Origin of the sequence: Vibrio sp. 10N.261.51.A4, from assembly GCF_041471945.1 — a bacterium.
GTDB lineage: Bacteria > Pseudomonadota > Gammaproteobacteria > Enterobacterales > Vibrionaceae > Vibrio > Vibrio crassostreae_C.
Genome location: NZ_JBFRPJ010000024.1, coordinates 21,951 through 39,482 on the forward strand (window position 1 = coordinate 21,951; position 17,532 = coordinate 39,482).

Annotated in this window: 23 protein-coding genes and 2 pseudogenes; 21 read left to right on the forward strand and 4 right to left on the reverse strand. The window is 44.0% G+C overall.

From position 1 onward, the window contains the following. Window positions 1–322 precede the first annotated feature (322 nt). Both AB4384_RS06210 and AB4384_RS06215 read left to right on the forward strand, forming a co-directional pair. Window positions 323–457: a DUF2256 domain-containing protein gene (locus tag AB4384_RS06210; protein ID WP_081324519.1), complete on the forward strand. Its 135-nt coding sequence runs from the start codon at window positions 323–325 to the stop codon at window positions 455–457. A 160-nt stretch (window positions 458–617) separates the two neighbouring features. After that, window positions 618–1,502, forward strand: coding sequence for a PA4780 family RIO1-like protein kinase (locus tag AB4384_RS06215; RefSeq protein WP_372129089.1), 885 nt, complete (start codon window positions 618–620; stop codon window positions 1,500–1,502). 147 nt (window positions 1,503–1,649) lie between these two features. Here AB4384_RS06215 and AB4384_RS06220 read toward each other — a convergent pair whose 3' ends face one another. From AB4384_RS06220 to AB4384_RS06230, 3 genes are all read right to left on the reverse strand, one after another. Then, complete coding sequence (locus AB4384_RS06220; protein WP_372129091.1) at window positions 1,650–2,390, reverse strand: SDR family oxidoreductase; 741 nt, start codon at window positions 2,388–2,390, stop codon at window positions 1,650–1,652. Continuing rightward, complete coding sequence (locus AB4384_RS06225; protein WP_372129093.1) at window positions 2,390–3,961, reverse strand: cryptochrome/photolyase family protein; 1,572 nt, start codon at window positions 3,959–3,961, stop codon at window positions 2,390–2,392. Before AB4384_RS06225 ends, AB4384_RS06220 begins: the two co-directional genes overlap by 1 nt. A 293-nt stretch (window positions 3,962–4,254) precedes the next feature. Then, window positions 4,255–4,677, reverse strand: coding sequence for a universal stress protein (locus AB4384_RS06230; protein ID WP_372129095.1), 423 nt, complete (start codon window positions 4,675–4,677; stop codon window positions 4,255–4,257). Between the two features lie 235 nt (window positions 4,678–4,912). Here AB4384_RS06230 and AB4384_RS06235 point away from each other — a divergent pair, with 235 nt between their 5' ends. The 10 genes and pseudogenes from AB4384_RS06235 (at window position 4,913) to AB4384_RS06280 (ending at window position 12,468) form a co-directional block, all read left to right on the forward strand. Beyond that, on the forward strand, window positions 4,913–6,043 hold the full coding sequence (locus AB4384_RS06235) for a PcfJ domain-containing protein (RefSeq protein ID WP_017059201.1): 1,131 nt from the start codon (window positions 4,913–4,915) through the stop codon (window positions 6,041–6,043). 23 nt (window positions 6,044–6,066) lie between these two features. Beyond that, the gene (locus AB4384_RS06240) at window positions 6,067–6,201 is read left to right on the forward strand and encodes a hypothetical protein (protein ID WP_372129096.1); all 135 of its coding nucleotides are present in this window, start codon (window positions 6,067–6,069) and stop codon (window positions 6,199–6,201) included. A 66-nt stretch (window positions 6,202–6,267) separates the two neighbouring features. Then, on the forward strand, window positions 6,268–6,702 hold the full coding sequence (locus AB4384_RS06245; RefSeq protein ID WP_017059203.1) for a GNAT family N-acetyltransferase: 435 nt from the start codon (window positions 6,268–6,270) through the stop codon (window positions 6,700–6,702). 242 nt (window positions 6,703–6,944) lie between these two features. Further along, on the forward strand, window positions 6,945–7,199 hold the full coding sequence (locus tag AB4384_RS06250) for a DUF3297 family protein (RefSeq protein ID WP_017059204.1): 255 nt from the start codon (window positions 6,945–6,947) through the stop codon (window positions 7,197–7,199). Between the two features lie 505 nt (window positions 7,200–7,704). Then, the gene (glpT, locus tag AB4384_RS06255) at window positions 7,705–9,078 is read left to right on the forward strand and encodes a glycerol-3-phosphate transporter (RefSeq protein WP_029235174.1); all 1,374 of its coding nucleotides are present in this window, start codon (window positions 7,705–7,707) and stop codon (window positions 9,076–9,078) included. A 77-nt stretch (window positions 9,079–9,155) separates the two neighbouring features. Next, entirely contained in the window at window positions 9,156–10,211 is a 1,056-nt protein-coding gene (glpQ, locus tag AB4384_RS06260; RefSeq protein ID WP_372129097.1) for a glycerophosphodiester phosphodiesterase, read from the forward strand. 262 nt (window positions 10,212–10,473) lie between these two features. After that, the gene (locus tag AB4384_RS06265) at window positions 10,474–10,938 is read left to right on the forward strand and encodes an ASCH domain-containing protein (protein ID WP_017059207.1); all 465 of its coding nucleotides are present in this window, start codon (window positions 10,474–10,476) and stop codon (window positions 10,936–10,938) included. Window positions 10,939–11,068: 130 nt separating this feature from the next. Continuing rightward, window positions 11,069–11,434: pseudogene (locus AB4384_RS06270) on the forward strand (HAD family hydrolase); the annotation flags it as partial. A 23-nt stretch (window positions 11,435–11,457) separates the two neighbouring features. Further along, complete coding sequence (locus AB4384_RS06275; RefSeq protein WP_017099881.1) at window positions 11,458–11,838, forward strand: STAS/SEC14 domain-containing protein; 381 nt, start codon at window positions 11,458–11,460, stop codon at window positions 11,836–11,838. A 228-nt stretch (window positions 11,839–12,066) separates the two neighbouring features. After that, window positions 12,067–12,468 carry an NUDIX domain-containing protein gene (locus AB4384_RS06280; RefSeq protein WP_017070706.1) on the forward strand — a complete coding sequence of 134 codons (402 nt, stop codon included), beginning with the start codon at window positions 12,067–12,069 and terminating at the stop codon, window positions 12,466–12,468. A gap of 53 nt (window positions 12,469–12,521) precedes the next feature. On the opposite strand, the gene AB4384_RS06285 is transcribed toward AB4384_RS06280, so the two are convergent. Then, a complete protein-coding gene (locus AB4384_RS06285; RefSeq protein WP_102428720.1) occupies window positions 12,522–12,923 on the reverse strand; it encodes a YkgJ family cysteine cluster protein in 402 nt (133 codons plus the stop codon). A gap of 208 nt (window positions 12,924–13,131) precedes the next feature. Here AB4384_RS06285 and AB4384_RS06290 point away from each other — a divergent pair, with 208 nt between their 5' ends. The 9 genes and pseudogenes from AB4384_RS06290 to AB4384_RS06330 all read left to right on the forward strand — a co-directional run bounded on the left by AB4384_RS06290 (window position 13,132) and on the right by AB4384_RS06330 (window position 17,401). After that, complete coding sequence (locus AB4384_RS06290; RefSeq protein WP_372129098.1) at window positions 13,132–13,293, forward strand: hypothetical protein; 162 nt, start codon at window positions 13,132–13,134, stop codon at window positions 13,291–13,293. Beyond that, a complete protein-coding gene (locus AB4384_RS06295; RefSeq protein ID WP_372129099.1) occupies window positions 13,266–13,991 on the forward strand; it encodes a pseudouridine synthase in 726 nt (241 codons plus the stop codon). The genes AB4384_RS06290 and AB4384_RS06295 overlap by 28 nt, the downstream gene beginning before the upstream one ends. Window positions 13,992–14,056: 65 nt before the next feature. Then, window positions 14,057–14,338: pseudogene (locus tag AB4384_RS06300) on the forward strand (glyoxalase); the annotation flags it as partial. A gap of 126 nt (window positions 14,339–14,464) precedes the next feature. After that, window positions 14,465–14,764, forward strand: coding sequence for a hypothetical protein (locus AB4384_RS06305; RefSeq protein WP_240698158.1), 300 nt, complete (start codon window positions 14,465–14,467; stop codon window positions 14,762–14,764). A gap of 36 nt (window positions 14,765–14,800) precedes the next feature. After that, on the forward strand, window positions 14,801–15,271 hold the full coding sequence (locus AB4384_RS06310; RefSeq protein WP_017070703.1) for a GNAT family N-acetyltransferase: 471 nt from the start codon (window positions 14,801–14,803) through the stop codon (window positions 15,269–15,271). A 77-nt stretch (window positions 15,272–15,348) separates the two neighbouring features. Next, the gene (locus AB4384_RS06315) at window positions 15,349–15,693 is read left to right on the forward strand and encodes a VOC family protein (RefSeq protein ID WP_372129102.1); all 345 of its coding nucleotides are present in this window, start codon (window positions 15,349–15,351) and stop codon (window positions 15,691–15,693) included. Window positions 15,694–15,812: 119 nt separating this feature from the next. Then, window positions 15,813–16,229: a VOC family protein gene (locus tag AB4384_RS06320; protein ID WP_017061801.1), complete on the forward strand. Its 417-nt coding sequence runs from the start codon at window positions 15,813–15,815 to the stop codon at window positions 16,227–16,229. 129 nt (window positions 16,230–16,358) lie between these two features. Next, window positions 16,359–16,940, forward strand: a complete 582-nt coding sequence (locus AB4384_RS06325) for an HD domain-containing protein (protein ID WP_102321002.1) — start codon at window positions 16,359–16,361, stop codon at window positions 16,938–16,940. Between the two features lie 203 nt (window positions 16,941–17,143). Then, entirely contained in the window at window positions 17,144–17,401 is a 258-nt protein-coding gene (locus tag AB4384_RS06330; RefSeq protein WP_102393703.1) for a hypothetical protein, read from the forward strand. The last annotated feature ends 131 nt before the right edge of the window (window positions 17,402–17,532 follow it).

Here is a 17,532-nt window from a genome sequence, read left to right on the forward strand (position 1 = left end):
TCTTGCTAAATTTATCTGCGCAGAAATAGAAGCAGAGCTAGATGAAGCAGATCCCCGACTCAGTCGTTCCTCCTTCTCGAGGATGACGGAGTCGGGAGTAGTCACAAATCACTACGCAGTCACTCCTTAAAGTCAGGAACGAACGTCATAGAGAACTAGGCTTTGTTCGTATTGCCTTCGTCATTCTCTAAAGCGAGGTACGAACGTAATAGGGAATCTAGATTTGTTCGCATTACCTTCGTCATTCCCTAAAGCGAGGTACGAGCGTAATAGGGAATCTCTAGTAAACGCAGGAAGTGGATGCTTCAAGAAGGGAACGGCCATGCACAAGAAACCCCATTTACCGACTAAGATATGTCCTGTTTGCCAAAAGCCTTTCGCATGGCGTAAAAAATGGCAGCGCTGTTGGGATGACGTGATCTACTGTTCTGAACGTTGTCGTCGTAATAAGTCTTAGTCCCATAATCTGAATAGATCAGGTCAATCCTCATGATCTAAACCCGTTAACTCCAATATTTCCTTCCTTTGTCGTAATTTTGATGATCCTTTAATCGTTTCGTCATTCATTTCTCAAGTTAATATTTCTATCTGTAAGATAAGTGATGTATAAAGGCGGCATGAAGATACCTAAAAGAATACAGCCTTTAGTTGACGACGGTTTAGTCGACGAGGTGACAAGCCAACTCATGAGTGGCAAAGAAGCATCGGTGTACATTGTGCGCTGCGGCGATACGATCCGTTGTGCCAAGGTATATAAGGAAATAAGCCAACGCAGCTTCAAAAAAGCGACCGCGTATCGTGAAGGCCGAAAAGTCCGAAATAGCCGCCGCGCTCGAGCGATGGAAAAAGGCTCTGGCTTTGGTCGTGAACAACAAGAAAAGGTTTGGCAAAGTGCTGAAGTGGATGCCTTATATAAACTGGCAGAAGCGGGCGTACGTGTGCCTGTGCCTTATGGCTGTTTTGATGGCGTGCTGCTTATGGAGCTAGTCACTGATGATGACGGTTATGTGGCTCCAAGATTGAACGATGTTGTAATGCCGCCAGAACAAGCGATCGAAGACCACGCCGTGATGATGACTTACGTAGTTAAAATGCTGTGTGTTGGTTTGATCCATGGTGACTTGTCTGAGTTCAACGTATTGGTGGATGAGTACGGTCCAGTAATTATCGACCTACCACAAGCGGTTGACGCTTCGGCTAACAACAACGCTGAGTGGATGCTGGCTCGTGACATCAATAACATCCGTGACTATTACGCTCAGTTTGCTCCTGAACTGGCAAAAACCGAGTATGCCAAGGAAATGTGGGCGCTGTACGAGAAAGGCGACTTGAAGCCAGACAGCAAACTGACGGGTGAGTTTACGGAAACCGACGACTTGGCTGATATCGAAGCCATCATGCAAGAGATAGACGCTGCGCGAATTGAAGAACAACATCGACGCGAGCGATCTAAAGAAGAGAAAGAAGGTGTTGACGATACTAAGTTCAATTGGGCTGAATAATCGTGATGATCAGTTTTGATCTTTAGCTAGATATCAACCAAACGCCTTTTAAAACAGAGGCGTTCTTTCTAAATAAAAACCCAATGGAGCTTCAACTCTGTTGGGTTTTCTTTTTTAGCACTAATGAAAGACGGACACTCGTATCAACTACCAATTTAACTGTTCACCATCGTAAGCGTAGAAGTGCCCACTGTTATCCGGTGTGGCAGTGCGAATGATGTCCACCAATTGATGGGCGACATAGCTCGACTCAAACAACTTACCTTCCGGGACATTGGTCTGAAAAGGCTTCGATAAAGCCGTGTCTGTTGTGCCTGGGTGTAGCGCTAATACTGTGCCTTTCTTTATGGTGCGTTGCCATTCAATCGACATGGTTTTGATAAACATATTGAGTGCCGCTTTCGATGACCGATAGCTATACCAACCACCTAATCTGTTGTCTGAAATGCTACCTACCTTTGCGGAAACTACAGCAAACTTTGGATTGTCACTCGCTTTAAGTATCGGCGTGAAGTGCTTTGCCAATAATAAGCTCGGCAGGGTATTCACAGAGATGTTTTTCAGAAAGAAGTCAGGGTCGATAGACGACAAGTTTTTTTCCGGTCCAAGATCTGGAGTGTGGAGCATACCCACGCAGTTGATCAACCAATCAAGTTGTTCAAACTCAGAACTCAAACGCTTGATATCAGCTTCTTCGGTGGCGTCGACTTTGTGCCAGCTCAAGCGATTGTTTTCTAGTTCCGGCTGTTGAGAGTGGTAAGTCGCGTCTACATGCACATCAAGAAAATCAAACCGAGAGAGCTCAGATAATAGGTGTTTAACCACAGCGAAACCAATGCCGCCGCTCCCACCGACCACCAATATGTGTAATCTGAGTTGCTCCACCATTATAAGTCCTCCAAGTTTGTGATTCGTTTTTCAGCGGTATCGAGAATCGCTTGTTGTGATTGCTCGTCCATGTTGTCCCAAGAGCGATATAACATGCCCATGCGTGGGTTGCGGTTTAACGCATCGCGGTGCTGGTTCATAAAGCGCCAATACAAGCTATTGAAAGGGCAAGATTGTTCGCCGCTGCGTTCTTTTATCTTGTAGTGACAACCTTTGCAGTAGTCGCTCATGCGGTTGATATAGGAACCGCTGGCAGAGTATGGTTTGGTTCCGACGATCCCGCCATCCGCAAACAGTGCCATACCTCGCGTATTTGGCATTTCAACCCACTCAATCGCGTCGACGTAAATACCGAGGTACCAACTATCGACTTGGTCTGGGTCTATACCCGTGATTAAACAGAAGTTGCCAGTGATCATTAACCTTTGGATGTGGTGCGCGTAAGCAAACTCAAGAGACTGGTCAATCGCATGCTTCATGCAGTTCATCTTGGTTTGTCCGTCCCAAAAGTAATGGGGCAGGTTATTATGTGCTGAGTAATGGTTTTTGTTGGCGTAAGCAGGCATGTTTGCCCAATAGACGGCGCGTATGTACTCTCGCCACCCCAGTATTTGGCGTACAAATCCTTCGACCTGTGCAATATCGATGCTTGGCTTATCTGGTGAGCTGTCTCGAAGACAGGATGCTTGGTAGGCCGACAGTGCTGCATCAATCACTTCTTTAGGGCTCAGCAGTTTACTGTTCAGCGAGAACGATATACGGCTATGATACAAGCTCCATTTAGAGTCGTGCTCTGTCGTCATCGCATCTTGAAACTGCCCAAATAACGGCAAGCAGACTTGGCAGAAATGAGCGAGTAGAGACAAGCTTTGTGCGCGGTTCACCGGCCATAGTAACTGGTTACCGACTTGACCAATGGTTTGTACTTGGTGACGTTCGATACGTTGCAAAATGTCGGTTATATCATTGGTAAACATCAGCGGCTGAGGTAGGTTTTCGATGTCTTGTTTCTTGAGCTTATTTCGATTGTTCGCGTCGTAATTCCATTTTCCGCCAACGGGCTTTCCGTCTTCTAGCAAAATGTCGAAACGTTTTCTCATTCGGCGATAGAAGTGTTCCATCATGATGTGTTTGTCTTTTGGAAACTGTTGTTCGATCTCTTCGAATGGAAAGAGGAAGTGTTCTGTATCACAACAACCTTTGGTCGCATTGGTGAGCTTGAGCTTGTTCATCTGCTCTAAAAGGCGATATTCATCTGGCCTTTGATATTCGAATTTCTCTGCGCCGAATTCGTGTACATAGTGCTTTAGAAGTGTATCTAGGTTTTCAAATTGCGTTGTGTCGTCAAGAGTTAGGTGCAGTACTTGATGGCCTTGTTCTTTTAATCCGTCAGCGAAGTAACCCATCGCACAGAAAAAAGCGGCCACTTTTTGAATATGAGACGCTACATAATCCGTTTCTTGTTTGAGCTCAGCAATGATGTAAATAACGTCATCGTTAACCTGTCGAAACCATGAGTGCTCTATGTTTAGCTGGTCTCCTAATACAAGTCGTACCGTTTTAAATTTCATAATGCGTCCTGGTTTGTGAGGTTTGTTGAGACTGCGTTACCGCCTGTCCATTGATTGATGAAGGCATGGTCTGGGTCGTACATTTCAGTACGTTGATTCAAATCGAAATGACGTGATTTGTTAATTATTAGACGCTTACGAGTTGATAAGCTGACAAGATCACAAATTTCTACTCTAAGTGGGAAATAGAAGATTTCGATCAGGATGAGTGTGTTGAAGAGGATATCAAGCCAACCAATAATACCGATAGAGGTTGGCAAAGCCGGTTATTTTTGAGTGTCGAACTGGAGCTTCTATTCCATAGGAACAACGAGAATATCGATAGGGGAAGTATCGATGATCAGTTTAGAATGGGAGATGAGCTTATGCCAAAAATCATGGTGATGGCCGCACAGCAATAGGTCAACGCCGTTTGCTTCGATGGCATTTTTGAGCTTATCGTTCAAATAACCCGTTCCCACGAAAATGTGCTTGATTGGGTGTTTGGCGTAGGCTTCAAACTCTTTCAAATGCTTAACGGCATCTTCATTGATGGGTAAATCACCGTCATTTCCCTGAATATCAACGAGCTCTGGATAAATTTCTCCATGCGTACCATCGATATAAACAAATGAAATGCCAGCCTCCAGTTTATCAGCGAAGAAGGTCGCTCTATCAATGAGAATCTTGGTGTCGTCAGACAGTTCAAGTGCGACCAGAATATGTCGGTAATCCATAATTAAAGCCTCTTGTTGTGAGTTATGTAACAAGCATAGTTTCTGTTGACGCAAATGATATCGAAGAGATCTCATATTCCGTAAAATCATCATTCAATGTTCTTCTAAGCACTATCGTATTTATATCGCTTTGATTGATAAGAAATTTACAAAAGGTTGATATAGTGGTTGAAGCGCTAGCTTATGCTGTTAGATAGGCTTGATAGTTCAATGCGCCAATAACGAAGAGGCATCAATGACAGCACTACTAACCATTCCCACTCGAACATTAGGTTTCGACTACGATATTGAGATCCGAGACTGGTCTCAAAAGCTCGTCGGCTTTCATGTGTTTGAAGATGGTAGACGACCGCTTGATGGAGGCATTGGGCTGAGCCTCAACCTTGTTGAACAGTTTGACGTGAATGGTCGTTGGCTAAATTCATTACCTGCGCGTTATCGTGAAATCACCGACGACTTTCCAGAATACCAATACCAGATGTTGTGGCTTGCTGCGAATACTTATGAAGCCGCGCAATTGCTTGAATTAAGGCCTGTTATTTTGGCTTTGATCTGCATGAAATACAGTGTCGACAACAAGAAAGCACTGGCACTAAGTCGCTTAGGGCAGAAGAAGATCCTTACCAAGTTGGGCTTAGACGGCAGCAAGGCGACACTCAAATTCATCGACAAGCTAGAGCTTCATTACAATGTTGGTGATGAACTCGACCACATTGTTCGTATTCTCGAACCGCTGCAAAGACGAGTCCTTAAGTTTAAGCATTACTCAAAAGTTGGATACACAGCCCTGCGTTTGGACCAAGTTCATCCATTTCTAACTGGCAGCCGATTAGGGATTGCAATGGTGGAAGAGGGCAGACTTAACGCACCGTCGAAGATGGCGATGTTCCAAGATGCGATATTGCTAGGGCAAGATTTGGAGATGGATGATCCACTGCGCGCGATTACCAGTCAGAACTCTTTTGCGATGTTTGAACAACTCCATGACCGCTGGACGGAGCAACGCCAATTACGTCGTTTGGAGGGTAACTGCCCAATGGATAAAGACATCCCTTATCCCGTTCCTTTACTTGGCAATGACAACATTCATCCGCTCACGGATTATTACGACCTTGAACACGAAGGCATCGAGCAGAAGCACTGTATTGGCGTGTATCACAACCGAATCATGAGCGATCGTTATGTGGTGTTCCGCATGCTCAAGCCTCAGCGTTTAACCATAGGTTTACGCCGCGTCCCGAGCAAAGCATTTCCTTTTGAAATAGACCAAATCTGCGGAAAACGAAATGCACCTCCGTCGGAATCCGCTCGCCAAGTGATTCACGACTGGCTAGAAGCGAGTAAGCAAAAATATCCTAAGCAATAGCCATTAAGTAGAAGGAATACAGGATGTTTCAACAAGGCGATCTTTGCCCTCATTGTGGTTTGATTATTGTGATGCCTACGGATCTGCAAGGTGAATGCATAGGATGCGGCGAAGAAATTAATCAAGACCCAGCAGACGATTACGACGAAGAAGAGTAGCTTTACCTACACTTAGATTAAACAAGGCTAGGATAGCCGAATTACTCTCTTTAAAAGGACGGAAAAATGCAGAAAGTAATCTTTAGAAATTGCGATGAAAACTCACCTTATTGGCATGAGTTAGAGGGCTTATTTCAAAGTGAATGGTCTGATTTCAAGTTTAAAGATACATATAAAGAAAACGTACAACTCCCTCCAGTAATAACAGTACTTCGCGATAATGTGGTCATTGGTGGCTTGGCGTATTCCTATTTTCAAGAACCTCACCAAGTTCGTGATGTAGTGTGGATCAACGCTGTGTTTGTCGACCCTCAATGGCGCGGTCAAGGCATTGCCAGTGAACTGATTAATCGTGGTGTCAGACAGGTTTCTTCTGCAGTGCAAACTCAACTCTACGCGTACACCAATATCATGGGTCTCTACCAAGGGCTAGGTTGGTCAATCGTAAATATCGAATCAGAACCGAACCATAAAGTGATGAGTATTGAGCTTAATCGATAAGCTCGGAATAAAAGCCTGATATTAGTTTATCTGCCGTTCGAGTAATGAATTTCTCCCTTTCATCCATAATGCATAAACCTGTTAAATTTCCGTTGAAACTCATGCCGATATCGCCTTTAAATCAAACAACTAGCTGTTGATTAAAACGATCAAGACGATTTATTGCAGCAGTTGTTGAGCACAAAGCCTATATTGACTAGAATGACGCACTTTTTTTATTTACGTACATACAGGTAATGAACATGAGCGATACTAATTCAAGACCAGCTTTACCAGATCATCTTGCAGGCAACCCACGCAGCCCACACCACGTTGCTGAGTGTTTCGAATACCCAATCGGCATTCGTCTAAATGGTAAAGAGCGTACTGATGTTGAAGAATACTGCATCAGCGAAGGTTGGGTTAAGATCCCTTCTCCAAAAGCGCTAGATCGTTTTGGTCAGCCAATGCTTATTACTCTAAAAGGCACTGTAGAAGCTTTTTACATCGACGCATAATCACGTCGTGTGGCTAGCTAATAATTCGAGTAATTAGCTAATGTTTGCTTAATTAGCCAACATCAAGCCACCAAGCGTTATTACCTAAAAGGGTCTAGAGAAATCTAGACCCTTTTTGTTTGCATTGATTTTAGCGAACTTCTTTAACCAATAGCCCAAACCACCTTCATAACTCCACAGATTCAACCAAAATTGTTGTTATTCACTATGCATTCGCAGTAATAACAAAGTTGTTGTTGGTTGATTTATGTTCGCTCGCTCTTTTTGGATTTATTCGTACTCGAAAGTTCTGATGTTTAATTAAACAGATACAAACAAAAATATGAAGCGCAGTCTAATTAAATGAAACTAATATGCTGTATTTAAAGTTATTTTTTGTTAATAACTACCTCTATCACAGAAATTAATCCTGAAGCACATACAATTCCCTTGATTTCGAATGAGCGCTAAATTTTTTCGTTCGAGCGTTTAAATTCTTCCTTCGCCCAATAATTATGAGGTTCCTATGTTTGGAATATTCAAACCTATGGCGCATATCGATCGCTTGTCATCAGATAAGATCGATAGCACCTACACACGACTACGATGGCAGCTGTTTCTTGGCATCTTCGTTGGCTATGCGGGGTACTACTTAGTCCGTAAAAACTTTAGTTTGGCGATGCCTTATCTCATTGAACAAGGTTTTAGCCGTGGAGAACTAGGGGTTGCATTAGCGGCGGTATCTATCGCTTACGGCTTATCTAAGTTCTTAATGGGCAGTGTTTCTGACCGTTCTAACCCTCGTTACTTCCTCAGCGGTGGCTTGTTAATGTCGGCACTGGTGATGTTCTGCTTTGGCTTTATGCCTTGGGCAACAGGCAGCATCACTGCGATGTTTATCCTGCTGTTCTTGAATGGTTGGTTCCAAGGTATGGGTTGGCCAGCTTGTGGACGAACCATGGTCCACTGGTGGTCACGAAAAGAACGTGGTGAGATAGTGTCAGTATGGAACGTTGCTCACAACGTGGGTGGCGGTTTGATTGGCCCAATGTTCTTGTTGGGGCTGTGGGCTTTTAACGACGATTGGCGAACCGCTTTTTATGTTCCTGCATTTTTTGCCACTCTCGTTGCTGTCTTTGTTTGGTTTACTGTAAGAGATACACCTCAATCTTGCGGCTTACCACCGATTGAAGAACATAAAGACGATTACCCAGACGACTACGATACGTCTCATGAGAAAGAAATGACGGCGAAAGAGATCTTCTTTAAGTACGTTTTCTCTAACAAACTGTTGTGGTCAATCGCGATTGCTAACGCGTTTGTTTACCTTATCCGTTATGGCGTACTCGACTGGGCTCCGGTTTACTTAAAAGAAGCAAAAGACTTCTCTGTAGATAAATCATCTTGGGCTTACTTCTTGTATGAGTGGGCAGGTATCCCTGGCACCTTATTGTGTGGTTGGATTTCAGATAAGTTATTCAAAGGCCGACGTGCACCTGCAGGTATCTTGTTCATGGTTCTAGTGACAGTCGCTGTGTTGGTATATTGGCTGAATCCAGCAGGTAACCCAACGGTTGATATGCTGGCACTGGTTGCGATTGGTTTCCTTATCTATGGTCCTGTAATGCTGATCGGTTTGTATGCACTGGAACTTGCGCCTAAGAAAGCAGCGGGTACAGCGGCTGGTCTAACGGGTTTGTTTGGTTACTTAGGTGGCGCGGTTGCTGCGAACGCAATACTCGGCTTTATGGTTGACCATTACGGCTGGGATGGCGGCTTCATTATTTTGGTCGGCGCTTGTGTGGCTTCAATCATCTGTCTGCTTTACGCCTTCTTAGGTGAGCGTGCGCACCATAAACAAAAAGATCTCGAACGAGAGAGAGAAGCGCTAGCTCAGTAGTGTATTTACTGAATCACATCTATAAATAACAACAGAGGCAGGTATATCCTGCTTCTGTTTTATCAAGGGAAACAATAATGAAAACAACGTCACTGTCTCTGACCTTATTAGCACTAAGCTTATCTGCAAATGCGTTCGCCGACCCTTTAGTGATTGCGCATCGCGGTGCTTCTGGTTATTTACCTGAACACACATTACCCGCTAAAGCGCTCGCTTATGCAATGAAACCCGACTACATCGAACAAGATGTCGTGATGACCAAAGACGACCAATTGGTGGTTTTGCATGATCATTATCTAGACCGCGTCACCGATGTCGCGGATCGCTTTCCAACACGTGCTCGTTCAGATGGCCGTTACTACGCGATTGATTTTACGCTCGCTGAGATCAAATCATTAAAGGTGACCGAAGGCTTTAAGTTAGATGAACAAGGCAACAGAGTGGCAGGGTACCCAACGCGCTTCCCAATGTGGCAGTCTGATTTCCGTGTCGCTACCTTTGCAGAAGAAATCGAGCTGATCCAAGGCCTAAATAAGACCTTAGGTTATGACGTGGGCATCTATCCTGAAATTAAAGCACCTTGGTTCCATCGTCACGAAGGCAAAGACATCTCCAAAGCGGTACTTGCGACCTTGCATCAATATGGTTACCTATCGAAAGACGACAAAGTGTATTTGCAGTGTTTCGACGCCAATGAACTTCAACGCATTAATGATGAGCTCATGCCAGCGATGGAAATGGACCTTAAGCTCGTTCAGTTGATGGCCTATACAGATTGGAATGAAACCATGACCTACCAAGGTGACAAAGCAACACCGTACAGTTACGACTGGATGTTTGAAGCTGGTGGCATGGAAAAAGTGGCGTCTTATGCGGAAGGAATAGGCCCTTGGAAGCCAATGTTGGTGGACGATGCATCGACCAAAGATAACATCATTATTAAACCGTTAATGAAGTCAGCAAAAGACGCGGGCTTAGATGTTCACCCGTACACGTTCCGTGCTGACCCAGGAAGAATCCCAGCTTATGCTGATAACTTTGATGGCATGTTGGATGTCTTCTACAACCAAGTCAAAGTTGATGGTGTGTTTACCGACTTCCCAGACAAAGCGGTCGACTTCTTGAACCGTTAATACCCCGTCAGTTACGAGCTATTAGTAACGAGATACTAAGAGCCAAAAGCACCGACTAAAGGTGCTTTTGGCTCTTCTTTCACTTTTTGGATCTCCTTGTACTGGCCTCGAAATCCTACCTATATTCTTCTTTCTCAGCCCGCATTTTGATATTCACTCGGTTTACAGCTATAACCTGACTTGATAGGTTACTCCCACTGCACCCAGATGCTTAATCTATAAGTGTTTATCGGCTCAACCTGATATTGAATTTGGAAAGATCATGGAAGAAAGAAGCAAAGCTTATCTTGATAGCTACCTCAACACATTACCAGCAGACGTTGCTTCGCAATACACCTCTTTTAGTGCCGACTATTACTGTGCTGATGAATACAACGCCAACCTCTGCGCCCAGTTAATTCTCAAGGGTGAAAAACAAGCGTCTTGCAGCCTTGAATATTGGTACAGCCATGAAGGCGAGACGAGACCAGTAGTTGGTCACTTGCAAGTCGTCACTGACTGGGATGGCAAGCCAGTTTGCATTGTAGAGATCACTTCAGTCTCACAGTGCAAATATAACGAAGTGACGGCGGAGTTTGCTGCTGCCGAAGGCGAGGGTGACAAAACACTCGAATGGTGGAAAGAAGCTCACTGGAACTTCTTCTCTCGTGAATGTGAAGAGCTCAAGATCTCACCAAGTGAAGACATGTTACTTATGTTGGAGCGTTTCAAAGTGGTTTATCAATAAAGGGTATTTTGTGTTTAGAAGATCGTGCTCCATAAACAGTAACAAGGTTGTCCATAATGAGCCTAACCGTCCGAGAAGTTTTTATAGGCTCGCTTAAACATTAGATAATTCATCGTATGCAGGAGGCAAGATGACAAAGCTAATCGAATTAACAGAAATAGTCTTATTCGACTGGGGCAATACGCTGATGGTCGATTTCCCAGACGCACAAGGGAAGATGTGTGACTGGGAAACCGTACAAGAAGTGAGTGGTGCTCGTGCATTACTGGGGGAGTTGTCGAAAACTCATCTAGTTTATGTTGCTACCAATGCTGGTGATTCCAGTAAAGACGACATCATTCGAGCCTTTGAGCGTGTTGGCCTGTCTCAATATATCTTGGGTTACTTTTGTAAGGCGAGCATTGGCTTTTCTAAGTTCGAGTCGGGGTTCTATCCTGCCATTATTTCTAAGCTCGGTGTTTCACCACAAGAGATCACCATGGTAGGCGACACTCTAGTTTCCACTATGAGGGCTAGGTTATGAGTATCGAACGTCATGGAATATCGGTTGGAATTGAACGTGTTAGCGGTGAAACCATCGTTGTGTTTAAAGCGAAAGGCAAGCTTACACACGATGACTATCAAGCAATGATGCCAATTCTAAATACCACGCTAGAAGAACTCGATTCATCTGAACTCAAGATGCTGGTCGACATCTCCACCTTAACGGGTTGGGAGTTACGTGCTGCTTGGGACGATTTTAAACTTGGATTAGAGCTCAATTCGAAGATAGACAAAATCGCGATATATGGTGATAAAAGCTGGCAAGAATTCGCTTCAAAAGTAGGGAGCTGGTTTGTGTCCGGTGAGATAAAGTCATTCGAAGACCATGACTCTGCGCTTAAGTGGTTGGTCGATTGATAATATTCGCGAGCAGCTAACGAACAATCAGTAAACATTGCCAATGACAGTTGACGAGAATTGTCTCGAACGCTGTCATTTTTCGTTTTGGCGATGATATTTCCTATTCGATTCAATAGAGTATATTCCTTCCAGCGTGTAACATACCCAGGCTTTGTTTGGTCGCGACTAATGGTGTGGCTTGATTCAGTAAGAACGAGAACTAAAACAGAAATAAGGTCTAACGACATGCATAAGGTAATTGATAAGCTGGCTTGGATATTCATCAAAGACGGCAAGTTGTTGATGGTGAGATCAAAAGGCAAAGAACTGTTCTATCTACCGGGTGGTAAGCGTGAAGCTGGCGAAAGTGATGAGCAAGCACTGGTTCGCGAAATCAAAGAAGAGATCTCAGTCGATTTAGTGCCTGATTCCATCAAATACGTCGAGACGTTTACAGGCCAAGCTGATGGTAAAGCGGAAGGCGTATCAGTGCAATTGACTTGTTATCTTGCTGATTATACAGGCGAACTGTCTCCAGATGCTGAAATCGAAGAGCTTAAGTATGTGGATATCAACGACAGAGCGGTATGTTCATTGGCAGCACTGGTTGCGCTTGATTGGTTAGAAGCGAACCAGTATTTGGCTTAAGGTTTTAGCGGCTACTAGCTAATACTGAAGATTGATCTTCAAAAGATCATCGCTTACGAATAGCTTGAAGGGCGGCTGTCTTTCATCAATAGGTCGAGTTTCCTTTGAGCTTTCTTCGTGTTTTGTAAATCCACCACCTCAATCATTTCACACTCATCTCGTACCATCTCATTAATTAGGCTTGGGTAGTGTCGGCAATCTTCTGGTCGGTCTAAGTAAATGCTACATGTGTACTTGGCTTGAGCCTTGGTGTCTTTCGTCGGAACCAGCTCCAGAAAAGGGCAGCGAGTTAAACGTTCGCCAGATTCAGGGTCGAACCAGATCTCGCTTCCTCGAACATATTCAAAGATGTCTGGGTTGAACAACTCCCACAAATCGATCTCTTCTTGAGTCGCGGCAAGGTCGCCATCTCCGTATTTGATACAGCATTTTCCGCATTGATTACAATCTTTCATTATCGGCTTCATAAGTTGGTGAGCTTTTATCATTTTACCACTGATAGGCGTGGCACGTTGATTTTGTTGTTCATGGTTAAGCCGTTACGGGCGGGAACTTGGAATAGCGGTACTTAAAATCAATTTATCTATGAACCGCCACTCCAATCAAAGCTGTAAACAGTGATACAATTTGCGCCTCTCACGTTATTCAAGCAAAGGCATCAAGATGAGAACCGTATACACCACCGAAGGCGACATCAACGCAAAGAAACAGAAAGACGCTTATCCAAAGTTGGCAGTATGTGATAACTGCGTTCGAGACTATGTGGTGATTGCTCAAGGCGAACGTACTTATAAGCCATGCGCAAAATGTGGTGCCGACGATTAATGCGCCTTGATAAATATCTATGTAAAAGCACTGACCTAACCAAGCCTGAAGCGACTGAACGCATCCATAATGGCGAGGTGAACGTAAACAGTGAAACTGTCACCGATGAATCGACTCAGGTTCATGAAAGCAACTCCATCTTATTAAATGGCACGCCTCTTAAATTACGTGAATTTCGTTACCTCTTAATGCATAAGCCTGCGGGTACTATCTGCTCTAACATCGACGAAGTTTATCCTTCATTGTTCAACTACATCGAGATAGACAAAGCATCAGAACTGCACATTGCAGGGCGCTTAGATGCTGACACCACAGGCTTAGTCTTGATTACCGATGATGGGCGATGGTCATTCAACATCACTCTGCCAACCAAGTCGTGTAAGAAGGTGTATCGCGTGACATTGTCACGAGATATCAAAGACGATGTCGCTGATAAGTTTAAAGCGGGCATTCAATTGCAGGGCGAACAAAAACCGACGCGTCCGGCAGAGCTCGAAGTGATTACCAGTAAAGAAGTGCTGTTGACCATTACAGAAGGTAAGTTTCATCAAGTAAAACGAATGTTTGCTGCGGTCGGGAATCGAGTTGTTGGCCTACACCGTGAACAGATTGGTGACGTTCGTTTGGATGTTGAAGCAGGCCAGTGGCGTTATCTAACTAAAGCCGAAGTCGACTCATTTCAGCAAGACTCTGAATAAACACCGTAACCACTTAAAGCGTTAAGCGTGTCAGCACAAGAACATCAACACTATAAGGATGTAGGATGGAAAACCTCAAAGTCTCAGAGATTAAGTCTTTCGTACCCTCGAAAGACTTCGATTTATCCAAGCGTTTTTACCAGTCAATCGGCTTTGAAGTGATGTCTGAATTTCACGATATCGCCTATCTACGACACGGCGGTTGTGCCTTCCTTCTGCAAAACTTTTATGAACCTGCGCACTGTTACAATTACATGATGCACTTGCTGGTTGAAGACGTAAAAAGTTGGTATCAACACATCCAAAACTCTAATGTAGTGTCGGAATTTGAAGTTACCGTTTCCGATTGAGCTTGAATTTGTAACAGACTCGCGCGCATCTTCCCAATATCAAAACAATCCTTGGAGTATTTAGAAATGTTGTTTTCTAGTCTGTCTAAACCATAGGTTCATGGCTCCGAGTTATGTTCTGAACTGCTCAATTTCTTAACCGAGCATAAGAGTGATTTCGAAGAAAAGTTAATCCCTGATCTGTCATACATCGATGATATGGCACATGTGGTGAACGGTATCAAAATCAAAGGCGTTCTCCACATCAATGCGAATCAATACCGACTTCAATATTCGTTTGATTGGGAGCTGTTTCTAGGCTGTTCAGATAGAAACGAAACCGGTGTAGAGAATGGAAGTGTTCTATTCACTCTTGAGGACGATAACGTTCTTAATATCAACTTCCCAAACTACGGTTCTCGAGACACTAGCGATGAGCTTTAGTCGGTTTTTCACGCGTGTTATACAGAAGGAACAACAATGATAACTATCGAAAGGCTTGAAGATTCACATGTGGCGTTAGTTCAGGCCATCCAACTCGCCGATGAACAGGTTAAGTTCGCTGGTACAGCTGCAGAGTTTTTATTAGACGGCAGTGAAACGACGCACTTGCACGTGATTAAGTCTGATAACGAAGTTGTGGGTTTCTTTAAGCTGGATATCGCTTACGCAGAGCACTACGAATTCTGCCCTGAAGGAAGCATTGGCTTGAGAGCTTTTGTGCTTGATAAAAACCAGCAAGGTAAAGGTTTAGGAACAGGCACGGTGAAGGCTTTGTTTCCGTATTTAAAAGCGAATTACTCAGCGTATGAGTCGATTTACTTAACTGTGAATTGCAAAAATCCGGCAGCATTCAACTGTTATAAGAAAGGCGGCTTCGAAGATATCAATCAACAGTATTTAGGTGGCGCAGCAGGCCCGCAATTTATCATGCGCGGTCGAATTGCTTAGTAATAAATTATTGATGAGAAACACCTGCACAGCTGTATGCAGGTTGAGAGTCTTAAAGAACACGAGAAGGAAATTTGATGAAGGTTCAATATCTTGAAGTGGTTACCCCAGAGGTCGATGTCGTTTGTGCAACATACGCTCAGCTCTACAACGTGAAATTCAGTGGTGCAGATGTGAACCTTGGTGGGGCGTGCACTGCAAAGCTATCTAATGGCGGGGTAATTGGCATTCGAGCACCGCTTCGTGAAACTGAAGAACCAACTGTTCGTCATTACACGTTGGTTGAGGATATTCAGTCTGCAGTAACTGCAGCCGAGAAACTAGGCGCCGAAGTTGCGGTGCCGCCAATGGAGTTACCACGTCACGGGATGTGTGCCATTGTCATTCAAGGTGGCGTCGAGCTCGGATTCTGGCAGTTATAAATGATGTATACCTTTTAGATTGTGACGGACGAGATACTACGATTTATGATGCGACACCTAGTGTCTTTACCTGCTTCATGGCATCATTCCACGCAGCTAAAACCCCAACAAGGTATGTTATGAAACAGAATATTGTCCACATTGCACTCGTGGTAAAAGACTACGATGAAGCGCTTGATTTCTATGTAAACAAGCTTAAGTTTGATCTCATCGAAGACACGTATCTGCCAGAAGAAGATAAGCGCTGGGTTGTTGTTGCTCCACCAAATTCAACCGGTGTGAGCCTGTTACTTGCTAGAGCTTCCAAGCCAGAGCAACTCGATTTCATCGGCAACCAAGCTGGTGGACGCGTATTCCTATTCTTAAACACCGATGACTTCTGGCGTGATTACGAACGTATGACGTCTTTGGGCATTAACTTTGTCCGAGAGCCTAAAGAGCAAGGCTACGGCACCGTTGCTGTGTTTGAAGATCTTTACGGTAACTTGTGGGATCTGCTTCAGTTAAATCCTGAACACCCTATGGCTAACAGGTAGATAAGCTTAGCCCACAACCATCGGGTGTTGCGTATTACAAAATGTCGGTTCATTGGGAGTAACGCTTCTTTGTCGCTAGGTTAACCCTCCGCACCGCTCAATCATCAACTTAAGTTAAGGAAGCTTATCGTGGAAGAAATCAAAGGCATTCTGCAATTCATGGTCGAAATTGAACAATTAAAGGATGTTCATCGACAGACGAAACCAGTTGGATTGGACCGATATGAAAACTCGGCCGAGCACAGTTGGCACGTCTGTTTGAGCGCTCTTATGTTGAAAGACTATGCCAATGAAGAAATCGATATTACCCGAGTAATGAAGATGTTGCTGATTCATGACCTTGGGGAAATCGATGCGGGAGATACCATCATTTATGCCAGTGAAACCGAAGAAAACAAGCTCAAAGAGAGAAACTGCGTCGAGCGCTTGCTGAAATCATTGCCGAGCCATTCAAGAAGCGAGTATTTGGATTTATGGCTTGAGTTCGAAGCCGGTGAGTCACCGGAAGCCAGATTTGGTAAGGCGATCGATAGAGTGCCGCCTTTGCTTCATAACATCCATGGTGGTGGTCATAGCTGGAAGAAGCACAACATATCCAAAGACAAAGTCCTGACCTTCAATGGCGAGCGTATTTCTAAAGGCAGTCGTGCCTTATGGAAAGAGCTAGAAGTGCAGCTTGAAGGTGCTGCGGACAAAGGGCTATTAAAGTAAAAGTTAATTTCGTACCTAAGCGTAACAATAGCTTTAGCTGTTCAATGAGGGAAATCTCGATGGCAACTGATTCAAGATGCATGGCACTTACCTTGTGTCTCATTTCTTTCAAATAAAGATCTAGTGGACAACAATAAGTTCGAGAACCGAGTGATAAGTTGTTAGTATGCATCAACTTTATAAATATTGGTTGGCTTATATAAATGCTTGATAATAAGTATATTAAACATCCTTATCACTGCGAACAGTGTAACGCACTTACCCCGCACCTTGCTGTTAACGCTTCCGATGCTGAATCTAAAGCGGACACTGAATCTGAAAAGAAACAATGGAAGCTAGGCGTGTTGATGGAGTACCTGATGACGTTATTGTTTAAAGGTGACCATAATGTTCCCGGTTTTTATGTCGACAGTGATTACGAATACCAGTGTGAAAAGTGTGGGACTAAGTCGTGGCACTGATTGGGGATGAAAATTTGATTCAACCTTAATTTTTTGAGCTCTAACCCCGAAATCAACTCGCTTAAAGAACTCGTTTGCTTTAAGAATTAGTGAGTTTCAGTCAGGCGTATTATTCCAATTTTGTTATGGAG

What these genes read in the sequence shown, in the direction of transcription:
- AB4384_RS06210 (WP_081324519.1), top strand. Translation starts at nt 323, where the DNA reads ATGCACAAGAAACCCCATTTACCGACTAAGATATGTCCTGTTTGCCAA.
- AB4384_RS06215 (WP_372129089.1), top strand. Translation starts at nt 618, where the DNA reads ATGAAGATACCTAAAAGAATACAGCCTTTAGTTGACGACGGTTTAGTC.
- AB4384_RS06220 (WP_372129091.1), bottom strand. Translation starts at nt 2,390, where the DNA reads ATGGTGGAGCAACTCAGATTACACATATTGGTGGTCGGTGGGAGCGGC.
- AB4384_RS06225 (WP_372129093.1), bottom strand. Translation starts at nt 3,961, where the DNA reads ATGAAATTTAAAACGGTACGACTTGTATTAGGAGACCAGCTAAACATA.
- AB4384_RS06230 (WP_372129095.1), bottom strand. Translation starts at nt 4,677, where the DNA reads ATGGATTACCGACATATTCTGGTCGCACTTGAACTGTCTGACGACACC.
- AB4384_RS06235 (WP_017059201.1), top strand. Translation starts at nt 4,913, where the DNA reads ATGACAGCACTACTAACCATTCCCACTCGAACATTAGGTTTCGACTAC.
- AB4384_RS06240 (WP_372129096.1), top strand. Translation starts at nt 6,067, where the DNA reads ATGTTTCAACAAGGCGATCTTTGCCCTCATTGTGGTTTGATTATTGTG.
- AB4384_RS06245 (WP_017059203.1), top strand. Translation starts at nt 6,268, where the DNA reads ATGCAGAAAGTAATCTTTAGAAATTGCGATGAAAACTCACCTTATTGG.
- AB4384_RS06250 (WP_017059204.1), top strand. Translation starts at nt 6,945, where the DNA reads ATGAGCGATACTAATTCAAGACCAGCTTTACCAGATCATCTTGCAGGC.
- glpT (WP_029235174.1), top strand. Translation starts at nt 7,705, where the DNA reads ATGTTTGGAATATTCAAACCTATGGCGCATATCGATCGCTTGTCATCA.
- glpQ (WP_372129097.1), top strand. Translation starts at nt 9,156, where the DNA reads ATGAAAACAACGTCACTGTCTCTGACCTTATTAGCACTAAGCTTATCT.
- AB4384_RS06265 (WP_017059207.1), top strand. Translation starts at nt 10,474, where the DNA reads ATGGAAGAAAGAAGCAAAGCTTATCTTGATAGCTACCTCAACACATTA.
- AB4384_RS06275 (WP_017099881.1), top strand. Translation starts at nt 11,458, where the DNA reads ATGAGTATCGAACGTCATGGAATATCGGTTGGAATTGAACGTGTTAGC.
- AB4384_RS06280 (WP_017070706.1), top strand. Translation starts at nt 12,067, where the DNA reads ATGCATAAGGTAATTGATAAGCTGGCTTGGATATTCATCAAAGACGGC.
- AB4384_RS06285 (WP_102428720.1), bottom strand. Translation starts at nt 12,923, where the DNA reads ATGAAAGATTGTAATCAATGCGGAAAATGCTGTATCAAATACGGAGAT.
- AB4384_RS06290 (WP_372129098.1), top strand. Translation starts at nt 13,132, where the DNA reads ATGAGAACCGTATACACCACCGAAGGCGACATCAACGCAAAGAAACAG.
- AB4384_RS06295 (WP_372129099.1), top strand. Translation starts at nt 13,266, where the DNA reads ATGCGCAAAATGTGGTGCCGACGATTAATGCGCCTTGATAAATATCTA.
- AB4384_RS06310 (WP_017070703.1), top strand. Translation starts at nt 14,801, where the DNA reads ATGATAACTATCGAAAGGCTTGAAGATTCACATGTGGCGTTAGTTCAG.
- AB4384_RS06315 (WP_372129102.1), top strand. Translation starts at nt 15,349, where the DNA reads ATGAAGGTTCAATATCTTGAAGTGGTTACCCCAGAGGTCGATGTCGTT.
- AB4384_RS06320 (WP_017061801.1), top strand. Translation starts at nt 15,813, where the DNA reads ATGAAACAGAATATTGTCCACATTGCACTCGTGGTAAAAGACTACGAT.
- AB4384_RS06330 (WP_102393703.1), top strand. Translation starts at nt 17,144, where the DNA reads ATGCTTGATAATAAGTATATTAAACATCCTTATCACTGCGAACAGTGT.